The organism is Pseudomonas sp. E1MeOHC2, assembly GCF_058745025.1.
In genome coordinates, this window is the sequence record NZ_CP196675.1 from 4,758,902 (window position 1) to 4,777,113 (window position 18,212).

The following is an 18,212-nucleotide window of genomic DNA, read 5'->3' on the forward strand; positions in this document are numbered from 1 at the left end:
TTTGTGCTTTTTGCGGTTCAGGGCGGTAAGTTGCCCGGGGGCTTCTGTGCACAAGAGCGGGGTGAACAATGACATTGGAAGAAGCGAACAGGCTGGCGGCGGTTATCGATGCAATCGGCACGGACCATTTGGGCACTGCCATCGATGCGCTGTTGCGAGAGAAACTGGCGTTCGAGATGAGCTGTGGTTACCTGTTCCAGTTCAACCACAAAGCGATCCTGGTGCATAACGGCTACAACGAATCGGTGTCCGAGCGCACCCTGAACGCTTACGTGCGGGGCGGTTACCTGCTCGACCCGTTCTATGTCGCCTGCGTCAACGAGCACCCGGCCGGGCTCTGGCGCATGAGCGAACTGGCACCCGACAGCTTCTTCTCATCGGGCTTCTCCATCTCCAAGGACATCCACCCTTGTGTATCGTCCGACTACGGCACCTCGGTGGAGGAGGTGGGGTTCATTATTGCACTGCGCCCCCAGGTGGCCATTGTCTACTCGCTGATGCGCAACCTCAGCAGTGGCAGCTTCAGCGAAGAAGACATGCAGATGCTGGCGGCCATGGCGCCTGTGCTGGCCTCGGTACTCGGCCAGCATTGTCGGCGCAGGTATGCCGATTACCTGCGCGATGCGCCTGCCGAGCGCGTGGTGCTGGAGGATGCGTTCGTCGAGATTTTGCAGGGCCAGTTGACCGAAACCCAGCGCTATATCGCCAAGTTGCTGTTGCAGGGCCACAGCAATGCGTCGATTGCCAGGCAACTGAACATCTCCGATGGCACCGTGAAGGTGCACAAGCACAACATCTACCAGCGGCTTGAAATTTCTACCAACGCCGAACTGTTTCGCCTGTTCATCGACTACCTGGCCAAAGCCTGAACGCCTGAAAAGCACAACGCCCGAGGTGCAGCCCCGGGCGTTGTGCCAAGCCATTGCGGCCTACTTGAACAGCGGGCTCAGGTGCTCGCTCAGGTACACGCCCTGGGGGTCGAGCTGGCGGCGCAGGTTGCGAAAATCCTGGGCACGGGGGTAGATCGCGCTGACGTCGTCGCCGGTCAGGAAGTGCAGCTTGCCCCAGTGTGGGCGGGCGCCGTATGAACGCAGGATCCGGTCGACCGCACGCAAGTAGTCCCAGTAGTCGGTGCCTGGCTGGCCGGACACCGAAATGGTCACACTGTCCTGCTCGAAGAACGGACTCATCCAGGCACCGTCGCCTGCAGTGAAACGGTACTCGATGGGGTAGATCGCCTCGGGGAAGTCCTTGAGCATCAGCGTGCGTACCGCCCGCAAGGCTTCCTTGCTGTGCCTGAGGGGCACGGCATATTCCAGTTCATGGAAGTTGGGCAGGTACTCGATCGGGTAGACGTCCGAACTGTAGGCCACTTTCTCGAATTCACTTTCCCAGGCCGGGCGGTCGGTGATGTCCATGACTTTCACCTCACAGACGTCGGTGGTACGCCCGCTGGTGGAGGTCGCCGCCGTGTCGGGCAGGCAGTAGCAGTGCCGGCTCTGTTCGTAGGGGCACCAGAAGAAGCTGAAGTGGCGGTGCGTGCGCGCCAATTCGTCGTGCTTGTCCATCACGCTTTCGAAATCTTCTCGCCAGATACGCTCGTGCAGGTTGAAGCTGTCGGTCACCTGCAAGGTCAGCTCTGAAACGATACCCAGCACCCCCAGCGAAACCCGGCCAGCCTGGAGCAGGTCGGGGGTGCTTTCGTCCACCACGATGATCTCGCCGTTGGGTTGAACCAGCTTCAAGCCGACGATGGAGGATGCCAGGTTGCCCAGGGTCAGGCCGGTGCCGTGGGTGCCTGTGGTCAGGGCGCCGGCGATCGACTGGCTGTCGATGTCGCCTTGGTTGACCATGGACAGACCCGCAGCCCGCAGCGCCTTGCCGAAGGCGTTGATGGTTGTCCCGGCCGCCGCGGTGACGCGTTTTTTCTCGTGGTCAATGTGGCGCACACCGCTCATGTTGCCCAGCGACAGGTGCAGGCCGTTGGTTAGCGCCACCGGGGTGAACGAATGCCCGGAACCCGCCACGCGCACGTTCATGCCATTGGCGCTTGCCTGGCTGACCATCGAGCACAGTTCGTCTTCGCTGGCGGGGGCGCCACGTGCCGCGCGGATACACGACTGGTTGCCCGCCCAGTTGCGCCAGTGCGCCTGATCAAGCCCGAACTCGTTGATGTGCATGTTGTTCGATGAGGTGGTCACGTTGGTCTCCTGCCAATTATTGTTGTGATCAGATGGCGGTGTAGCCGTTGTCGGCAAACAAGTGGGCGCCGTTGACGAAACTGGCGTCGTCGCTGGCCAGGAACAAGGCCGCAGTGGCCACTTCCGAAGGTTGGCACAAGCGACCCTGGGCGGCGGCGATGGCGTGTTCGCTGACATCCACGCCGTGCTTGCGCAGCATGTCGATTTCGCGCAGGCCATGGGCGGTGGCGATAAAGCCCGGGCAGATCGCGTTGGCGCGGATGCCGCGGTCGCGGAATTCCACGGCGATGGCCCTGGCGAACATGTGCGTGGCGCCTTTGCTGGTGCAATACAACACCTCCATCGGCGTGCCCACCACCGCCGAGATCGACGAGGTGCAGACGATGCTGCCGCCGCCCGCCGAGAGCATGCCCGGCAACACCGCCTTGGTGACCAGGAACATGCTTTTCACGTTCACGGCCATGATCCGGTCCCACTCTTCTTCGCTGGTTTCCAGGAAGGGCACAGCGGCCAGAATGCCGGCGTGGTTCATCAATACGGTGATGGGCCCGAACGCCTGTTCCACGGCCGCGACGGCAGACTTGACCTGTTGCGCGTCGGACACATCGGCGGGGGCGAACAGCACGTCATGGCCGGCTTCGCGCAACTGCCGTGCCACCTCGGCGCCTTTGCTGCCCGGCAAGTCGACGATACCGACCCGCGCCCCCTCTGCCGCGAACAGTTGCGATGCGGCCAAGCCGCACCCACCCGCGCCGCCTGTAATCAGCGCGACCTTGCCCTTGAGACGTCCCGTCATGTTCGACTCCGCGCCGCGCCGGTTGCCGGCGCAGCATTGGTTTTTATTGAATGTGTGTGATGCCTCGGCGTTTTGCGATCGCGTGTCGGAGCATGAAACAGTTCAACGGGAACATCCATATACCGATGGGTATACGGGGGAGGGCAGGTCAGGTCGCTTGTTGAGCGATCAACGCCAGGCACCGCTGCACGATGGGGCTCACATCGCCCTTGCGGCGGCTGAGAATGATCGGGCTGACGGCACTGGTGTCCAGCAAGCCGACATACGCGATATCGGTGCGGTGCTGCTGTTGCACCGAAGCCGGTACCAGCGTTACGCCGAGCCCGACCGCCACCAGGCCGATGGCCGTTTGCAGCTCGTTGGCCCACTGGCTGATCTTCAGGGTCATGCCGTGGTGGGCAAACAGGGCCAGCACATGGTCGGCATAGCTGGGCCTGGGGTTGGCCGGGTAGAGGATGAACGGCTCCTTGGCCAACTGGGCGAGGGTCAGCGGGGTGCCCGCCAGCGGATGGCCTTTGGGTAATACTGCGACCAGCGGGTCTTCGCACAGTACCTGCTGGAGGATGGCCGGGTCATCGATACGAATACGGCCGAAGGCGATGTCGATGCGGCCGCTCTTGAGTGCCTCGACCTGCTGCAGCGTGGTCATCTCGCTCAACCCCAGTTCCAGCTCGCTGTCCTGGCGCAGCTCGCGGATCAGCTCTGGCAGCACGGTGTACAAGGTCGAGGGGGCAAAGCCGATGCCCAGCCACTGGCGTTGCCCCTGGCCGATGCGGCGGGTGTTGTCGCTGATGTTCTCCAGTTGCTGGAGCAGGGTGCAGGTCTGTTCATAAAAGAACCGCCCGGCTTCGGTCAGGCGCAGCGGGCGCTCACGCAGCACCAGCAGCGTGCCGAGCTGCTCCTCAAGCTGGCTGATCTGCCGGCTCAGCGGCGGCTGGGCGATATGCAGCAGCTCGGCGGCACGGGTGAAGTTCAGCGTTTCGGCCAGCACCTTGAAGTAACGAAGGTGGCGCAGTTCCATCAGACCTCCAGGGTATGGTGGGAGATTCATTTGATATTGGACGGGTATCAGGGTCTCGCGCAATGCTTGAACAATCAAGTAAGTGCAACTATCGGGTCTGCCATCTGCGGTCCGATCTGACGGGACCTGGCAACAATGACAAACACCCTGATTGAACGTATAGACGCCATTATCGTCGACCTGCCGACCATTCGCCCGCACAAGCTGGCCATGCACACCATGCAGCAGCAAACCCTGGTGGTATTGCGCGTGCGCTGCAGCGACGGCGTCGAAGGTATCGGCGAGGCCACCACCATCGGTGGCCTGGCCTACGGTTACGAAAGCCCCGAGGGCATCAAGGCCAACATCGACGCGCACCTGGCGCCGGCGCTGATCGGCCTGCCGGCAGACAACATCAACGCCGCCATGCTCAAGCTGGACAAGCTGGCCAAGGGCAACACGTTTGCCAAGTCGGGTCTCGAAAGCGCCTTGCTCGATGCCCAGGGCAAGCGCCTGAGCCTGCCGGTCAGCGAGCTGCTGGGCGGCCGAGTACGCGACAGCCTGGAAGTGGCCTGGACCCTGGCCAGCGGCGATACCGCCCGCGATATCGCCGAAGCTCAGCACATGCTTGAGATCCGTCGCCACCGCGTGTTCAAACTGAAGATCGGCGCCAACCCGGTGGACCAGGACCTCAAGCACGTGGTGGCGATCAAGCGCGAACTGGGCGACAGCGCCAGCGTGCGGGTCGACGTCAACCAGTACTGGGACGAGTCCCAGGCGCTGCGCGCCTGCCAGGTGCTCGGCGACAACGGTATCGACCTGATCGAACAGCCGATTTCGCGGATCAACCGTGGCGGCCAGGTGCGCCTCAACCAGCGCAGCCCGGCGCCGATCATGGCTGACGAATCGATCGAAAGCGTCGAGGACGCCTTCAGCCTGGCCGCCGACGGCGCGGCCAGCATCTTCGCCCTGAAAATCGCCAAGAACGGCGGCCCGCGTGCGGTACTGCGCACGGCGCAGATCGCCGAAGCGGCCGGTATCGCCCTGTACGGCGGGACCATGCTCGAAGGCTCGATCGGTACCCTGGCCTCGGCCCACGCGTTCCTGACCTTGCGCCAGCTGACCTGGGGCACCGAGCTGTTCGGGCCGCTGCTGCTGACCGAAGAGATCGTCAACGAGCCGCCGCAGTACCACGACTTCCAACTGCACATTCCACGCACACCAGGCCTTGGCCTGACTTTGGACGAGCAGCGCCTGGCGCGCTTCGCCCGCCGCTGAACTGTACATTCAACGTCTTAAGGAGAATCCGCATGCTGTTCCACGTGAAGATGACCGTGAAACTGCCGGTCGACATGGACCCGGCCAAGGCCACCAAGCTCAAGGCCGATGAAAAGGAACTGGCCCAGCGCCTGCAGCGCGAAGGCACCTGGCGCCACCTGTGGCGCATTGCCGGGCACTACGCCAACTACAGCGTGTTCGATGTGGAAAGCGTCGAGGCCCTGCACGACACCCTGATGCAACTGCCGCTGTTCCCGTACATGGAGATCGAAGTGGACGGCCTGTGCCGCCACCCTTCGTCGATCCACAGCGACGACCGCTGAGTCGCCCTGACTACCTGACAAGAACAATACGAGGTAAGCAACATGACCGTGAAAATTTCCCACACTGCCGAAGTCCAGTCGTTCTTCGAGAGAGCTGCAGGCCTCGGGCACGCCGAGGGCAACCCGCGCTTCAAGCAGATCATCCTGCGCGTGCTGCAGGACACTGCCCGTCTGATCGAAGACCTGGACGTCAACGAGGATGAGTTCTGGCATGCCGTCGACTACCTCAACCGCCTTGGCGGGCGTAATGAGGCAGGCCTGCTGGCGGCGGGCCTGGGTATCGAGCACTTCATCGACCTGCTGCAAGATGCCAAAGATGCCGAGGCAGGCCTGACCGGTGGCACCCCGCGTACCATTGAAGGCCCGCTGTATGTCGCCGGTGCACCGCTTAGCCAAGGCGAAGCACGCATGGACGATGGCACCGACCCTGGCGTGGTGATGTTCCTCCAGGGCCAAGTCTTCGACACCGAGGGCAAGCCGTTGGCTGGCGCTACCGTTGACCTGTGGCACGCCAACACCCAGGGTACCTATTCGTACTTCGACTCGAGCCAGTCCGAGTACAACCTGCGCCGGCGCATCATCACCGACGCCGAAGGCCGCTACCGCGCCCGTTCCATCGTGCCGTCCGGCTATGGCTGCGACCCGCAGGGGCCGACCCAGGAGTGCCTGAACCTGCTCGGCCGCCACGGCCAGCGCCCAGCGCACGTGCACTTCTTCATCTCGGCGCCGGGGCATCGTCACCTGACCACGCAGATCAACTTCGCAGGCGACCAGTACCTGTGGGATGACTTTGCCTATGCCACCCGTGACGGGCTGATCGGTGATCTGCGCTTTGTCGAGGATGCGGCGGCGGCGCGGGATCGCGGTGTGCAAGGGGACCGCTTTGCCGAACTGGCCTTTGACTTCCAGCTGCAGACTGCCAAGGCGCCTGAGGCTGAAACCCGCAGCCATCGCCCGCGTGCGTTGCAAGACGGCTGAGCTTAGGGCGATGCGTGCGCTTGCGTGATCACAGCAAGCGCGTTTTCACAGGATTTACTGTTTGTGCCTGGGCCTTTCCGTGCGGGGAGGGCCTGGGCTTTTTTTCGTTTTTCGGAATGTTGGAGAAGAAGGGCTGCGATTAGCTTGTCGGCAGATGGGGTGAAGGCGGCTAGGTGCTTGTCTTGGGCTTGGAGGTGGGGCGGATATCGAGCGCCGCCCGCGCGGCGCTTCGCGGGGCAAGCCCGCTCCCACATTTGTTTCGGGCCAGTCTCGCCTGTAATAGAGGCGCGCGACCCCTTGTTGGTACTACGCGATATTGAGGTGGGCGCGAAAAGGGGCGCGCGCCAATGCTTCAGGAATAACTGGCCCGGAACAAATGGACTGCCCCCAGAAAGTTGGACAGTTTAGCTAGCCGCCTGGGCCCTGTAATCGACAGGGCTCAGGCCATTGAGCCTTAGCTTGATGCGGTCATGGTTGTAGTAGTGAATGTACTCATCCAGACCTGCTTTCAGTTCTTCGACGGTTTCAAATCGCTTCAGGTGGAAAAACTCAGACTTGAGTGTGCCGAAGAAGCTTTCCATAGCTGCATTGTCCAGGCAATTACCTTTGCGCGACATGCTCTGCTTTACGCCGCGCTGGTAGAGCTTGTGGCGATATTGAGGCTGGTTGGTAGTGCCACCCTTGGTCTGAGTGGATCACCAGTTTTGGCTTCTCGCCCAGGCCATCAAGCGCCTTGTCCAGCATGTTCCCAACCAGGCTGTAGCATGGCCGGCTGGCCGTTTCGTAAGCCACGATCTCAGCGTTGTACAGGTCCATCACGGGTGAGAGATAGAGCTTCTGCTCGGCGACCTTGAACTCGGTTACGTCGGTCACCCATTTTTGGTTGGGCCGTTGGGCGACGAAGTTGCGCTCCAAGAGGTTCGCTGCCAGTTTGCCGACAACGCCCCGGTAGGAGCGGTATTTCTTGGGGCGCACGACCGATTTCAGACCGAGTTCAGCCATCAGTCGCTCAACGACCTTCTTGTTGACCAAGGTCCCGCTATTTCTGATCGCGAGCGCCACGCGTCGATAGCCGTAGAGCTTTTTCTGCTCGTAATAGATACGCTGTATCTGCTCTTTGAGCGCAGCATGCTTGTCCGGCTGCTGCTGGCTTTTGACCTGGTAGTAGAAGGTGCTGCGCGCCAATCTGACCAACCGCAAAAGGTCAGGTAAAGGGAATCTGTGCTTGAGTTTGCAGACGATCAGGACTTTTTCGTCTGTATTCGCTCCTTCTCCTCCCGCATAGCCTTTAACTCCTTTAGGACAGCGTTCTCCATACGCAGAAACTCGAGCTCAGCCATCAGCTGCTCTCGGGGCTTTTGCGCGTCGTCGGTATCGGTGGGCTTGGCTGGCTTAATCTTCTTTGGCACGGGTCTAGGCTTTCTTAGTTTGGCGGCAGTAGGCGCTGCGGGCCTACCACTGTAGTACTGCCGCTGCCAAATGCCTATCTGAGAAGACTGTCCGAGATCAAAGTGTGCCGCAGTTTGGCGCAAAGAGAGCCGGTGTTCATGCATGTACTTCAGCACCTGGCGCTTGAACTCTTCGCTGTAGCGCTGTCTGTGCGAACGTAGACCGACGCTGGAGCCGGCCTGATGACTGGCAACCCACCGTCGCAGCAGGCTGAAATCAAGGCCAAAGTGGCGAGCCACTTTTCGGAAGCCATTGCTGCCATCAAGGTAGGCTGCAATCGCGGTGAGCTTGAACTGCTCGGTGTACTTGCCCATAGATCCCCCAAGGGTTGGATTGATGTCCAACTTCTTGGGGGCAGTCCACAAATGTGGGAGCGGGCTTGCCCCGCGAAGCGCCGCGCGGGCGGCGCTCGATCTTCGCCCCCCTGAAAAACTCAAGCCAGGCGCCTGGCAGTATTCAACGCTTCAAGGCTTGAGGCCCAAGCCTCAGGCCCCGACGGGGTGCTCACGTTGCATGCTGTGCCGGAAGCACTTGCAGCCTTTGGCCAGCAACACGATGGCCAGCAACGACGCGACGAAGCTGACGATCGACATCGAAGAACCAACCGCTGCCGGTACGCCAAAGTAGCGGTCGGTGATCAGCGCCACCAGCGTAGTCCCCAACCCCAGCCCTAGCAGGTTGCTGATCAGCAGGAACACCGCCGATACCTGCGCACGCACCTGGTTCGGTGAGAGGATCTGCATGGCCGCAGTGGACGCTGGCATGGGGAACGAGGCGAAGAACATGGCCGGCACCAGCAAGGTCACCGACAGCCACAACTGATCCACCTGCGAATACAGCACGGCGGGCACGATCATGCCCAGCGCGCCGATCACCCCGGTGCGCATGGCCGCATCGCTGCGCCCACGCTTGGCCAGGTGGTCGGTCAGCCAGCCGCCGAATACCACGCCGGTGGTGTTGGCCAGCAGCAGGATGGTGCCGAGCATGAAGCCGGCCTGTTCCGGGCTCATGCCGAACTTGCGGATGTACAGCGCCGGTGTCCAGCTCATCATGCAGAACAGCGCCATGGCGTAGAACGAAAAGCCCAGGTAGTGGCAGCTGAAGGTCGCCCGGTGACGGCCGATGAAGCGCAGGCCATCGGTGAGCTTCACCTTGCGCACGTTACCGTCGGCATCCAGCTGCGCGCCCTTGCGCTGCGGGTTGCGCACGGTCAGCCAGATCAGCAGGCCAACGATCACACCAGGCAGGCCGACGATGAAGAATGCCAGCTGCCAGGCCTTCATGGCGCCAAGGAAGGCCACCTCGATGGTTTGCGCGTCCTTGAGCAAGGTGATCACGTAGCCACCGACCAGAAAGGCGATGCCGCCACCGACGAACGAGCCGATGGAGTAGATGCCCACTGCGCGGCCGAGCTTCTCCTTGGGGAACAGGTCGCTGAACATCGAGTAGGCTGAAGGCGACAAGGCCGCTTCGCCGACCCCCACGCCGATACGGGCGAGGAACATCTGCGTGAAGTTCTTGCTCAGGCCGCAGGCGGCGGTGGCAAAGCTCCAGAAAATCACCCCGACTGCGATGATGCGTGGCCGCGAGAAGCGGTCGGCCAGGTAGGCGATGGGCATGCCCATGAAGGCGTAGAACAGCGAGAACGCCAGGCCGTGCAGCAGGCTGAACTGGGTGTCGCTCAGTTGCAGGTCGGCTTTGATCGGCTCGATCATCAGCGCCAGGATCTGCCGGTCAACGAACGAGAAGATATAGGCCACCATGCACAAGATGACCACATACCATTCGTAGACGTAACGTTTTTGGGTGTGCTTGAGGTGTTGCGCTTCGGTCAGGGTATTCATGTTCGTGACTTCCTGATTGGACAGCCCTGATGTGGACAGCCTGATGGCCCCTTCGCAGCCCAAGGCCGCTCCTGCGAAGGGGCTACCCACTGGGTCAGTTATTTTCTGCAGCGGCCTGTGGCTTGATGGAAATCACCGCCAGGGTGGTGATCGCGCCCATCACCATGAGCATCACCGACACTGGCCAGGCATCCTTGTAAATACTGAACAGTGCCGTTGCCGCCAGTGGCGCCAGGCCGCCCGAGAAGATCGAGGCAATCTCGTGCCCCATGGCCAGCCCCGAATAGCGCACCTTGGCCGGGAACAGCTCACCCATCAGCGCTGGCTGGGTGCCGATCATTGCCCCGTGACAGAAGGCCATGCCCAGCAACGCCGCCAGGTACACCCACACCGGCGAATGGGTATCGAGCATCCAGAAGAACGGGAACGCCAGCACCATCAAACCGACCGAGCCGATGGCATACACCACCCGCCGGCCAATGATGTCCGACAGCCAACCCCAGAACACGATGGTGCCGGCCTCGACGATCATCGCTACCATCACGCTGGCCAGCACCAGCTGCGTATCCAGCCCGGTAAACTTGGCGTAGGCGATGGTGAAGGCCAGGAACAGGTAGGCACTGCCGTTTTCGGCGATGCGGATACCCATGGCCTGCAGCACCGCCTTGGGGTGGTTGCGCAGCACTTCCATGGCCGGCATGTGCTCGGGCTTGTCCGGCTGGGCCTGCTCCTCGACGAAGGCTTTGCTCTCTGGCAGGCGACGGCGGATGTACACCCCCACGCCAAAAATCAGGATGCTGGCCAGAAACGGCACTCGCCAACCCCAGCTCATCATGTCTTCGACGGGCAGCATCTGCACCAGGTAGAACGCTGCAGCAGACAACACGAACCCGCCGGAAACCCCCAGCTGGCTCCAGGCCGCATAGAACCCGACGCGGTCCTTGGGCGCGTTCTCGCTCAGCAGCAGCACGCCGCCACCCCATTCGCCGCCTGAGGCAACGCCTTGCAGCACGCGCAGGATCACCAGGCAGGCGGGGGCGAGGTAGCCGACCTGTTCGAAAGTTGGCAGCAGGCCCATGGCAAAGGTTGCCGCGCCCATGATCGCCAGGGTCATCACCAGGGCCTTCTTGCGCCCGGCCTTGTCGCCGATGTGGCCGAAGATCAGGCCACCCAGCGGGCGTGCTAAAAAGCCCACGGCAAAGCCTGCGAACGAGGCCATGGTGCCGAGCACCGGGTCGGTGCCGGCGGGGAAGAACAGCGGGGCGAAAATCAGCGCCGCCGCCGTGCCATAAAGGAAGAAGTCATACCATTCCAGGGCATTGCCCAGGACCGAAGCGATGACGATGCGGCGCATGGTGCGCGGGTCGGTATCGCGGGTGATGCTGGTGTTCAGGTTACTCATGAGCCATCTCCATGCGGGCCGGTCACCAGAACTTCCAGGTGTAGGAAGTGATCAGGCGATACTCGTTGTAGTCGTTGCCGTAGGTTTGCTGGGTACGCATGTTTTTCAGGTCGAAGGCCAGGTCCTTGAGCGGGCCGCTCTGGACCACGTAGCTGAGCATGATGTCGCGCTCGCTCTCCTTATCCCGTGCAAGGCCCGGGCCGCGGTCGATGTCGGTGCCTTTGATGTAGCGGGTGAACAGCTTGAGCCCGGGCAGGCCCATGGCGGCGAAGTTGTAGCCATAGCGCACCGACCAGCTGCGTTCGTCCGGGCGAATGAAGGGCAGGCCCGCCCAGTTCGGCAGCCACAGCTGTGGCACGTAGCCGTTCAATGTCGGGAACACGGTGTCGCCGGTCATGCGCTGGTAGCTCACCCCCAGCATGTGCCCGCTTTTTTCCAGGGTGATCAGGCCGAAGTAGGCGCGGTTGTCCACGGCGCCACTGCGTGCGGCACCGTCTTCACGGTTGTTGAAGTAACCCACGTCGGTTTTCAACTGGTAGCCGTCGGCGAACTTCAGGGCATGCTTGATGCCGCCGTAGTCCTGCTTGTAGATGTCGTTGAGCACGCCATGGAAGTAGCTGGCTTGCAGGTCTGGGGTCAGGGCGTAGGTGGCGCCGGCGAAGTCCAGGCCATCGCTGTCCAGGTCGTCGCGCGTGCCAAAGCGGTACAGGCGCTCGTGGTTGGATGACTCGCGGGTGACGATGGACCAGAAGCGCCCGCCGACCAGGGTCAGGTTGTCGATGTCGCGTGATTCGATCACAGCACCTTGGTAGATGGTGTCGAGCTGGCGGCTGGGGTCGTTGGAGGCGACCGGGTAGAAGGGCTTCTGGTCGCCGATCAACACCTTGGTCTTGGCGTACTTGAGCTTCAGGGTCGCACCGCCGCGGCTATAGTCGTCGGCGGCCTGTTGGCGGTGTTTGCTGAAGGGCAACGAGCCATCGTTGCCGGTAGAGTCCAGGCGCACGGCGTACTGGCCATTGAGGTCGAGGCCCACTGCCAGCGGGGTGTCGGTGTAGCCGGACTCGAATTGCAGGTCGAAGCCCTGCGACCAGTTGCCGACCTTGGACACCGGGGCACTGGGGTTGGTGAAATTACGGTTCAGGTAGAGGTTTCTGAAATTGAGCGAGAGGTGGCTGTCATCCACCACATCGGCCAGGCACGTCAGGGGTAATACGGCGCCCACACACAAGCAAAACGGTTTCGCACGCAACGGCCATTTGAGTTCCATGGGGTAATCCTGGAGGTGTGATCAGTACAAGTCCTGGGCAGTCGTGCAACTGGGCAGAAGGGCTGCAGGTCTTGCGCCCGCTTGTCTGTCACGTATTGTTTTTGTTTTTGTTTTTCAGATATCCAGCACCAGGCGCTTGCCGCGCGCCCGGGAACAGCACAGTACGATCTGTTCGTTGGTGAGTTTTTCCTCTTCGGTCAGGTAGTGGTCACGGTGGTCGGGTTCGCCTTCGAGCACGTCGCACAGGCAGGTGCCGCACACGCCTTGCTCGCACGACACCTCGACCTTGATCCCGACGCTGCGCAGGGCAGCGGTCAGCGGCTGGCCTTCCTGCACCTGCACGGTCTTGCCGCTGCGTGCGGCGACCACCTCGAAGCTGCCGCCCGAGGTGTCGACCTCGGCCTGGAAGTACTCGTGGTGGATGTGCGTGTCGTCGTAGCCTTGCTGGCGTGCGCCTTCGATCACCCAGTCCATGAAGCCCGTCGGGCCGCAGGTATACAGGTGCACGCCAGGCGTGGCGGGGCCCAGCACCTGGGTCAGGTCCAGCTGCTGCTCAGGGCTTTCATCGCTGAAATGGGTGAAGACGCTGGCTGCAAACGGCGCGGCTAGCAATTCGTCGACGAAGGCGCAGCGGCTGCGCGAGCGGCCACGGTAATGCAGTTCGAACGGCTGGCCTTGGGCATGCAGGGCGTGGGCCATGGCGATCATCGGGGTGATCCCGATGCCACCGCCCAGCAGGATCGATCGTGTGGCATCGCCAGCCAGCGGGAACAGGTTGCGCGGCGCGCTGATGCGCATCGGTGTGCCGGGCTGCAACTGCTGGTGCACGGCCACCGAGCCGCCGCGGGACTGCGTGTCCTTGAGCACGCCAAGGCGGTAGACATTGGCCTGCGCGGGGTCGCCGCACAGCGAATACTGCCGCACCAGGTCGGGCGCTAGGTGCAGGTCCACGTGGGCACCTGCCGCAAAACGCGGCAGGACCTGGCCATCGACTGCGGCGAGCTCCAGCACCACCACGTCGCCGCCTTGCACCTCGCGGGCTTGCACGATCACATCGAGCAGTTGTTCGCTCATGGTCGAGGCCCTAGAGGATGTAGCCGATACCGGCGAGGGTATCGTCACTGTTGATCAGGCTGATCACCTTGCGGTGGATCTTGAAACCGCCATCGGCCCGCACCAGGGTGTAGGTCAGGTCGGCGCTGTAGTGCTTGAGGCTTTCCTTGCGGAACTCGCGCACGTTCTGCGCGCAGCGCACGGTGACGTTGACGCCGTCGTCGCCCAGCACCCTGAAGCGCGAAATCGTGCGCACGGTGCGCGGTTGCGGGCTGGTGGAAATCGACTCGCCGCCGATCAGCCGCTGCACCCGCAGGCCACGCATGTGGTGGTCGTCGTAGGCGTAGTTGAGGGTGTTCTCGTGGTCGCTTTCCTTCGGGTCGATGGGGATGATGTACGTGCCTTTTTCGGTCCACTGGCCCAGCCAGGTGTCGTACTCGCCGTGGTCGAGCATGTCGCCTTCCTGCCAGATGAAGGCGGTAACTTCGTTCAGTAGGTTCAGATCCATCACTTGCGCTCCGCCGTCATCATCTTCTTCCACTGCTGGTACGCCGCGCGCATGCCGGTTTCGGCGCTCACGTCAGAGACCAGGCCGTCTGCGCTGGGCTTCTCGCCGGGCAGGCCACGGTTGAGCATGATCCACAGGTCTTCACCGGCACGGGCGCCTTTCTGCACCCGCTCCCAGGCTTCGGAATCGTCCGGGGTGCCGAAGCCCATCGGGCCCTGGAAGTGCTCGTGCAGGCGCAGGCGGTAGCGGTTGGCCGCAGCCGGGCCGCCGTCCATGGTGATCACCGAGTGGTGGATTTCGGTCTCGGTCACCGAGATCGGCTGCAGCACGCGGAAAAACGCCATCGAGCAAGCGACGTTGGGGAACAGGTTGAGGTTGAAGCCCGAGCCACCGACGGCGCGGACGATACGGCGCACTTGCTGCTCGTCGATGCCTTCGTCGCGCAGCTCGGCGGCGAGGGATTCGAAGCGCTCGGGGATCGGTTTGTCGAGGTCGGCTTCCAGGTCCACCAGCTCCGGGATCATCACCATCACGCTGTGGCCGTTGCCCAGATCCTCGACGTAGCCGGGGCCTTTGACGAAGTCGAACAGCTCCAGGGTCTGCTCATCGACCGAGGACAGGAAGCTTTTGTGCACCAACGGGAAGTGGTAGGCGTCGGTGGTGTTTTCCAGCTGGATCTTCCAGTTGCCGGGGAAGCGGAAGCGGTGCTCGCCAGGCACCTTGATGCCGTAGCCGGCGCCTTGCTTCATGAACAGGTCAATCCACTTCTTGGCCGCACCGAGGAAGTCTTCGAGCGGTTCGATGTCGTCCTTGAAGGTGGCGAAGACCATGCCGGCGTAGCTTTCGGTGCGCAGGCTTACCAATGGCAGCTCGGCTTTGTCCAGGCAGTCGCCGTAGCTTTCCGGGTGGGGGATGCCGCGCAGTGAGCCGTCCAGGGCGTAGCCCCAGCCGTGGTAGGGGCAGACGAAGCTGTTGGTCTTGCCCTTCTTGTGCTCGCAGACCGTGGCACCGCGATGGCGGCAGCGGTTGAGCAGCACGTTGATGGCCTTTTTGCGGTCACGCACGACGATCACCGGCTGCTTGCCGATGAAGGTGGTCTTGTAGCTGCCGGGCTCGGGCACTTCGCTCTCGTGGGCGACCCAGACCCAGGTGCTGTGAAAGATCTTCTGCAGTTCGGCGTCGAACAGGGCCGGGTCGGTGTAGAGGGAGGTGTGGACGCGGTCGGGCTGGACGAGCTCGGCCGGGTCGACCGTCAGGTTGACGGCGGGGATCAGGTTGCTCACGGGGGTCACCTATGGGGCGTTTTCTTATGGGAGCAACGCTAAAGGGCAGGGGGGTAGGGCTCAATGACAGGGGGGATCAATGTTGTTGCGTTTTTTGCAACGGGGGGCGATGCGTTCGGCGTTGTTTTTTTGTGGGGGCGGAAATCGAGCGCCGCCCGCGCGGCGCTCGATATCCGCCGCACCACAAAAACCAAGGCAACCCCCAAGGCAACCCTCACAACGCCATCCGCACCGCCTTGGCCATCTCGGTCGCCAACTCCCGGCTCATCCCATCTAGGGTTCGCCCACGGCGCGTGACGATCTGGATATCGGTCGCATTCATTGCCTCGCAATCAATGGCCAGGGCCTTGAAAGTACCGCTCTTGAGCTCGTCGATGATCGGCAGTTCGGCCAGCAAGGTCGCGCCCAAACCCGAGCGGACGAAGTCGAGAATCACCGCCAGGGAGTTGGAGGTGAGGGTAGGCACGATGTCGAACGGCTGGTCCTTGCAGGCGGCATCTGCCAGCTCCCGCACGCGGAAGTTGGCGCCGGGCAGCACCAGTGATTCGCGGGCCACCTCGGCCAAACTGACCGTGGAGCGCTCGGCCATTCGGCTGTCACGGTGAACAATCATCCGCAATGGCTGCGCCAGGCTGAACAGGCGCGTCAAGCGGGCTGAAGCGTTAGGCGCAAAGACCACGCCGAGGTGCGCCTCGTCGTTCATCACCATGCGCTGCACCTCCAATGACGGGGCGCTGATGATTTCGGCCTTGTGCGCATTGTGTGCGTGCAAAAAGCCCTGCAGCGAATTGATCGCCCTGGCACCCAGCAGGCCTTCGCCGATGGCGATTACCGTCGAGGCTTGCTGGCGGGCGCGCAATGCGTCCAGGCGGTCGACCAGCAGCGCGTGCTGGCGAATGCGCTCGATGTAGTAGTCCACGGCGGCCTCGCCAGCGGTGGTCAGGCTGATGCGGTGGGTGCCGGGGCGTACCAGTTCGATGCCCAGTTCTTCTTCCAGCCGGGCAATTTGCCGGCTGACCGATGAGGTGGCGACGCCGAGCACTTCGGCAGCGGCGCGCATGGAGCCCTTGTCATGGCTCAGGTGCAGGTAACGCAGGCGATGGTCCTGCAGATCGATATGGCGGGTAGGCATAACCTCGACCTCGGGGGTAATCACGGCAGGCATTGGCGTGTCCCCATCGATCCTGGTGGGGCGCTGGCTTGGTGTTTTTTTTGTGTGTTCGGCGCGGGTGGCCGGCGTTGTCGCGCTCCATGCCAGGCCATCCTACACGCGTTTTTTTCTGTCCGAAATCATGTGAAAAAGGCGCTAAAAATTTTTCGTGATATCAGCGCGAGTCTTTAGTTTTTTTAGCGGCGTCGAAACCTGCTTTTGAAGGCCTTTAAATTCATTTAAATCATGAAGATAGGCAATTAATTTGCGGCTTATCTGTTCGCCTCGTGCAATTTTTTCTCCTGTTTTAGCGTGAAAATTCAATTGACAATTCACGTAAATCGCCGCAAATATTTGTCACCGGCACCTAAAACAAGAGAGACAGACCATGCCGCCCGAACCTGCCTTCGCCCCTCTGTATGGCCAGTGCTTGCCTTCCCCAAGCCCAGCCAACGCCTCCTACAAGCATCAGTACAAAAACCGCGCCTGAGACGGAGAATGTCCATGGATTCGCTTTGCCTGCGTGCCGCGCCTGTGTCGGCGCTCGCCTCTGGCCCTGCCTTCGAGGCCTTGCTTGACGGTGTTCGTGATCGTGCTCGCCTCGGTGAGTTCGATCGCCAGCGCTACATATCCCGCGATGTGATCGACGCGTTCAAGGCCCATGGCGTGTACCGCGCCCTGGTGCCAAAGCGCTTCGGTGGGCTTGAGTGCTCGCCGGGCGCCTTCTGTGAAATGATCGAACGTATCTCCCATGCAGACGGCTCTGCCGGCTGGGTGGCCAGCTTCGGCATGAGCCCCGTGTACCTGGCGGCGCTGCCGCTGGAGACCATCGCCGAGATCTACGGCAACAGCCCCGACACGGTGTTCGCCGGTGGGATCTTCCCGCCGCAACCGGCCGAGATCGTGCCTGGCGGCTTCAAGGTCAACGGCCGCTGGAAGTACTCCAGCGGGTCCATGGGCGCGGACATCGTGGGTGTCGGTATTGCCCCGCGCAATGGCGACAAGCTCGACCTGCCGCGCCTGGCCGTGATGCCGCGCCAGCAGGCGCGCATCGAAGAAACCTGGGACACCGTTGGCCTGCTCGGCACCGGCAGCCACGACCTGGTGGTCGAGGACGTGGTGGTGGGCGAGCAGTGGACCTTCGTGCGGGGCGGCAAGCCCAACCTGGACGAGCCGTTCTTCCGCTATCCGTCGCTGTCGTTCGCCACCCAGGTGCTCTCGGTGGTCGGCTTAGGCATCGCCCGCGCCGCGCTCGACGAACTGTCGGGCATGGCCAGTGGGCGCATCTCGGTCACCGGCGCCCCAGCCCTGGCCGACCGGCCGCTGGCCCAGGTCGATGTGGCCAAGGCCGAAGCGGCACTGCGCTCGGCGCGCGCGTTCTTCTACGAATCCATCGAACGTGCCTGGGAGCACGTGCTGGCGGGCGACCCGGTACCGGTCGAGGTCACCAACCTGTTGCGCCTGTCCTCCACCCATGCCGCCCGTGTGGCGGCCGAAGTGGCGCGCAGCGCGCAGATGCTCTCGGGCATGACCGGCATCTACAACGAAAGCCCGCTGGCCCGCTGCGTCAACGATGCGCAGGTGGTGACCCAGCACGCCTTCATGGGCGACGTCACCTACCAGAACGCCGGTGCGATGTTCTTCGGTAAACAGCCCCTTCCGGGCTACCTGTAACTTTCG

The 18,212-nt window shown here is 62.4% G+C and carries 15 protein-coding genes and 1 pseudogene; 5 read left to right on the forward strand and 11 right to left on the reverse strand.

Annotated elements, in window-relative coordinates:
- Positions 1-68: 68 nt before the first annotated feature.
- Positions 69-869, forward strand: a complete 801-nt coding sequence (locus tag ACSSU5_RS21580) for a helix-turn-helix domain-containing protein (protein ID WP_264313706.1) — start codon at positions 69-71, stop codon at positions 867-869.
- Between the two features lie 60 nt (positions 870-929).
- Here the strand turns inward: ACSSU5_RS21580 and ACSSU5_RS21585 are convergent, their stop codons facing one another.
- The 3 genes from ACSSU5_RS21585 to ACSSU5_RS21595 form a co-directional block, all read right to left on the reverse strand.
- On the reverse strand, positions 930-2,201 hold the full coding sequence (locus tag ACSSU5_RS21585) for a D-arabinono-1,4-lactone oxidase (RefSeq protein ID WP_264313705.1): 1,272 nt from the start codon (positions 2,199-2,201) through the stop codon (positions 930-932).
- Positions 2,202-2,229: 28 nt separating this feature from the next.
- Complete coding sequence (locus ACSSU5_RS21590) at positions 2,230-2,997, reverse strand: SDR family NAD(P)-dependent oxidoreductase (RefSeq protein ID WP_492559774.1); 768 nt, start codon at positions 2,995-2,997, stop codon at positions 2,230-2,232.
- A gap of 148 nt (positions 2,998-3,145) precedes the next feature.
- Positions 3,146-4,018: a LysR family transcriptional regulator gene (locus ACSSU5_RS21595; RefSeq protein WP_264313703.1), complete on the reverse strand. Its 873-nt coding sequence runs from the start codon at positions 4,016-4,018 to the stop codon at positions 3,146-3,148.
- Positions 4,019-4,153: 135 nt separating this feature from the next.
- Between ACSSU5_RS21595 and ACSSU5_RS21600 the strand changes: the two genes are divergently transcribed.
- From ACSSU5_RS21600 to catA, 3 genes are read left to right on the forward strand one after another with little or no spacing between them, the layout of a single operon-like run.
- Positions 4,154-5,275 carry a muconate cycloisomerase family protein gene (locus ACSSU5_RS21600; RefSeq protein ID WP_492559775.1) on the forward strand — a complete coding sequence of 374 codons (1,122 nt, stop codon included), beginning with the start codon at positions 4,154-4,156 and terminating at the stop codon, positions 5,273-5,275.
- A 32-nt stretch (positions 5,276-5,307) separates the two neighbouring features.
- Positions 5,308-5,598 (forward strand): muconolactone Delta-isomerase, encoded by a 291-nt coding sequence (catC, locus tag ACSSU5_RS21605; RefSeq protein ID WP_264313701.1) that lies wholly within the window; start codon positions 5,308-5,310, stop codon positions 5,596-5,598.
- Positions 5,599-5,640: 42 nt separating this feature from the next.
- Entirely contained in the window at positions 5,641-6,576 is a 936-nt protein-coding gene (gene catA / locus ACSSU5_RS21610) for a catechol 1,2-dioxygenase (RefSeq protein ID WP_264313700.1), read from the forward strand.
- A 404-nt stretch (positions 6,577-6,980) separates the two neighbouring features.
- Here the strand turns inward: catA and ACSSU5_RS21615 are convergent.
- The 8 genes and pseudogenes from ACSSU5_RS21615 to ACSSU5_RS21650 form a co-directional block, all read right to left on the reverse strand.
- A pseudogene (locus ACSSU5_RS21615) lies at positions 6,981-8,339 on the reverse strand (IS3 family transposase).
- Between the two features lie 171 nt (positions 8,340-8,510).
- Positions 8,511-9,869, reverse strand: coding sequence for a spinster family MFS transporter (locus tag ACSSU5_RS21620; protein ID WP_264313699.1), 1,359 nt, complete (start codon positions 9,867-9,869; stop codon positions 8,511-8,513).
- Between the two features lie 94 nt (positions 9,870-9,963).
- Complete coding sequence (locus ACSSU5_RS21625) at positions 9,964-11,271, reverse strand: MFS transporter (RefSeq protein ID WP_264313698.1); 1,308 nt, start codon at positions 11,269-11,271, stop codon at positions 9,964-9,966.
- A gap of 22 nt (positions 11,272-11,293) precedes the next feature.
- Positions 11,294-12,538 carry an OprD family outer membrane porin gene (locus ACSSU5_RS21630; RefSeq protein ID WP_492559776.1) on the reverse strand — a complete coding sequence of 415 codons (1,245 nt, stop codon included), beginning with the start codon at positions 12,536-12,538 and terminating at the stop codon, positions 11,294-11,296.
- A 114-nt stretch (positions 12,539-12,652) separates the two neighbouring features.
- Positions 12,653-13,612 (reverse strand): PDR/VanB family oxidoreductase, encoded by a 960-nt coding sequence (locus tag ACSSU5_RS21635; protein WP_264313696.1) that lies wholly within the window; start codon positions 13,610-13,612, stop codon positions 12,653-12,655.
- A gap of 10 nt (positions 13,613-13,622) precedes the next feature.
- A complete protein-coding gene (locus ACSSU5_RS21640) occupies positions 13,623-14,099 on the reverse strand; it encodes an aromatic-ring-hydroxylating dioxygenase subunit beta (protein ID WP_492559777.1) in 477 nt (158 codons plus the stop codon).
- A complete protein-coding gene (locus tag ACSSU5_RS21645; protein ID WP_492559778.1) occupies positions 14,099-15,382 on the reverse strand; it encodes an aromatic ring-hydroxylating oxygenase subunit alpha in 1,284 nt (427 codons plus the stop codon). Before ACSSU5_RS21645 ends, ACSSU5_RS21640 begins: the two co-directional genes overlap by 1 nt.
- A 214-nt stretch (positions 15,383-15,596) precedes the next feature.
- Complete coding sequence (locus ACSSU5_RS21650; protein ID WP_264313693.1) at positions 15,597-16,547, reverse strand: LysR family transcriptional regulator; 951 nt, start codon at positions 16,545-16,547, stop codon at positions 15,597-15,599.
- Between the two features lie 489 nt (positions 16,548-17,036).
- Here ACSSU5_RS21650 and iacA point away from each other — a divergent pair, with 489 nt between their 5' ends.
- Positions 17,037-18,206 carry an indole-3-acetate monooxygenase gene (gene iacA, locus ACSSU5_RS21655; protein ID WP_264313692.1) on the forward strand — a complete coding sequence of 390 codons (1,170 nt, stop codon included), beginning with the start codon at positions 17,037-17,039 and terminating at the stop codon, positions 18,204-18,206.
- The last annotated feature ends 6 nt before the right edge of the window (positions 18,207-18,212 follow it).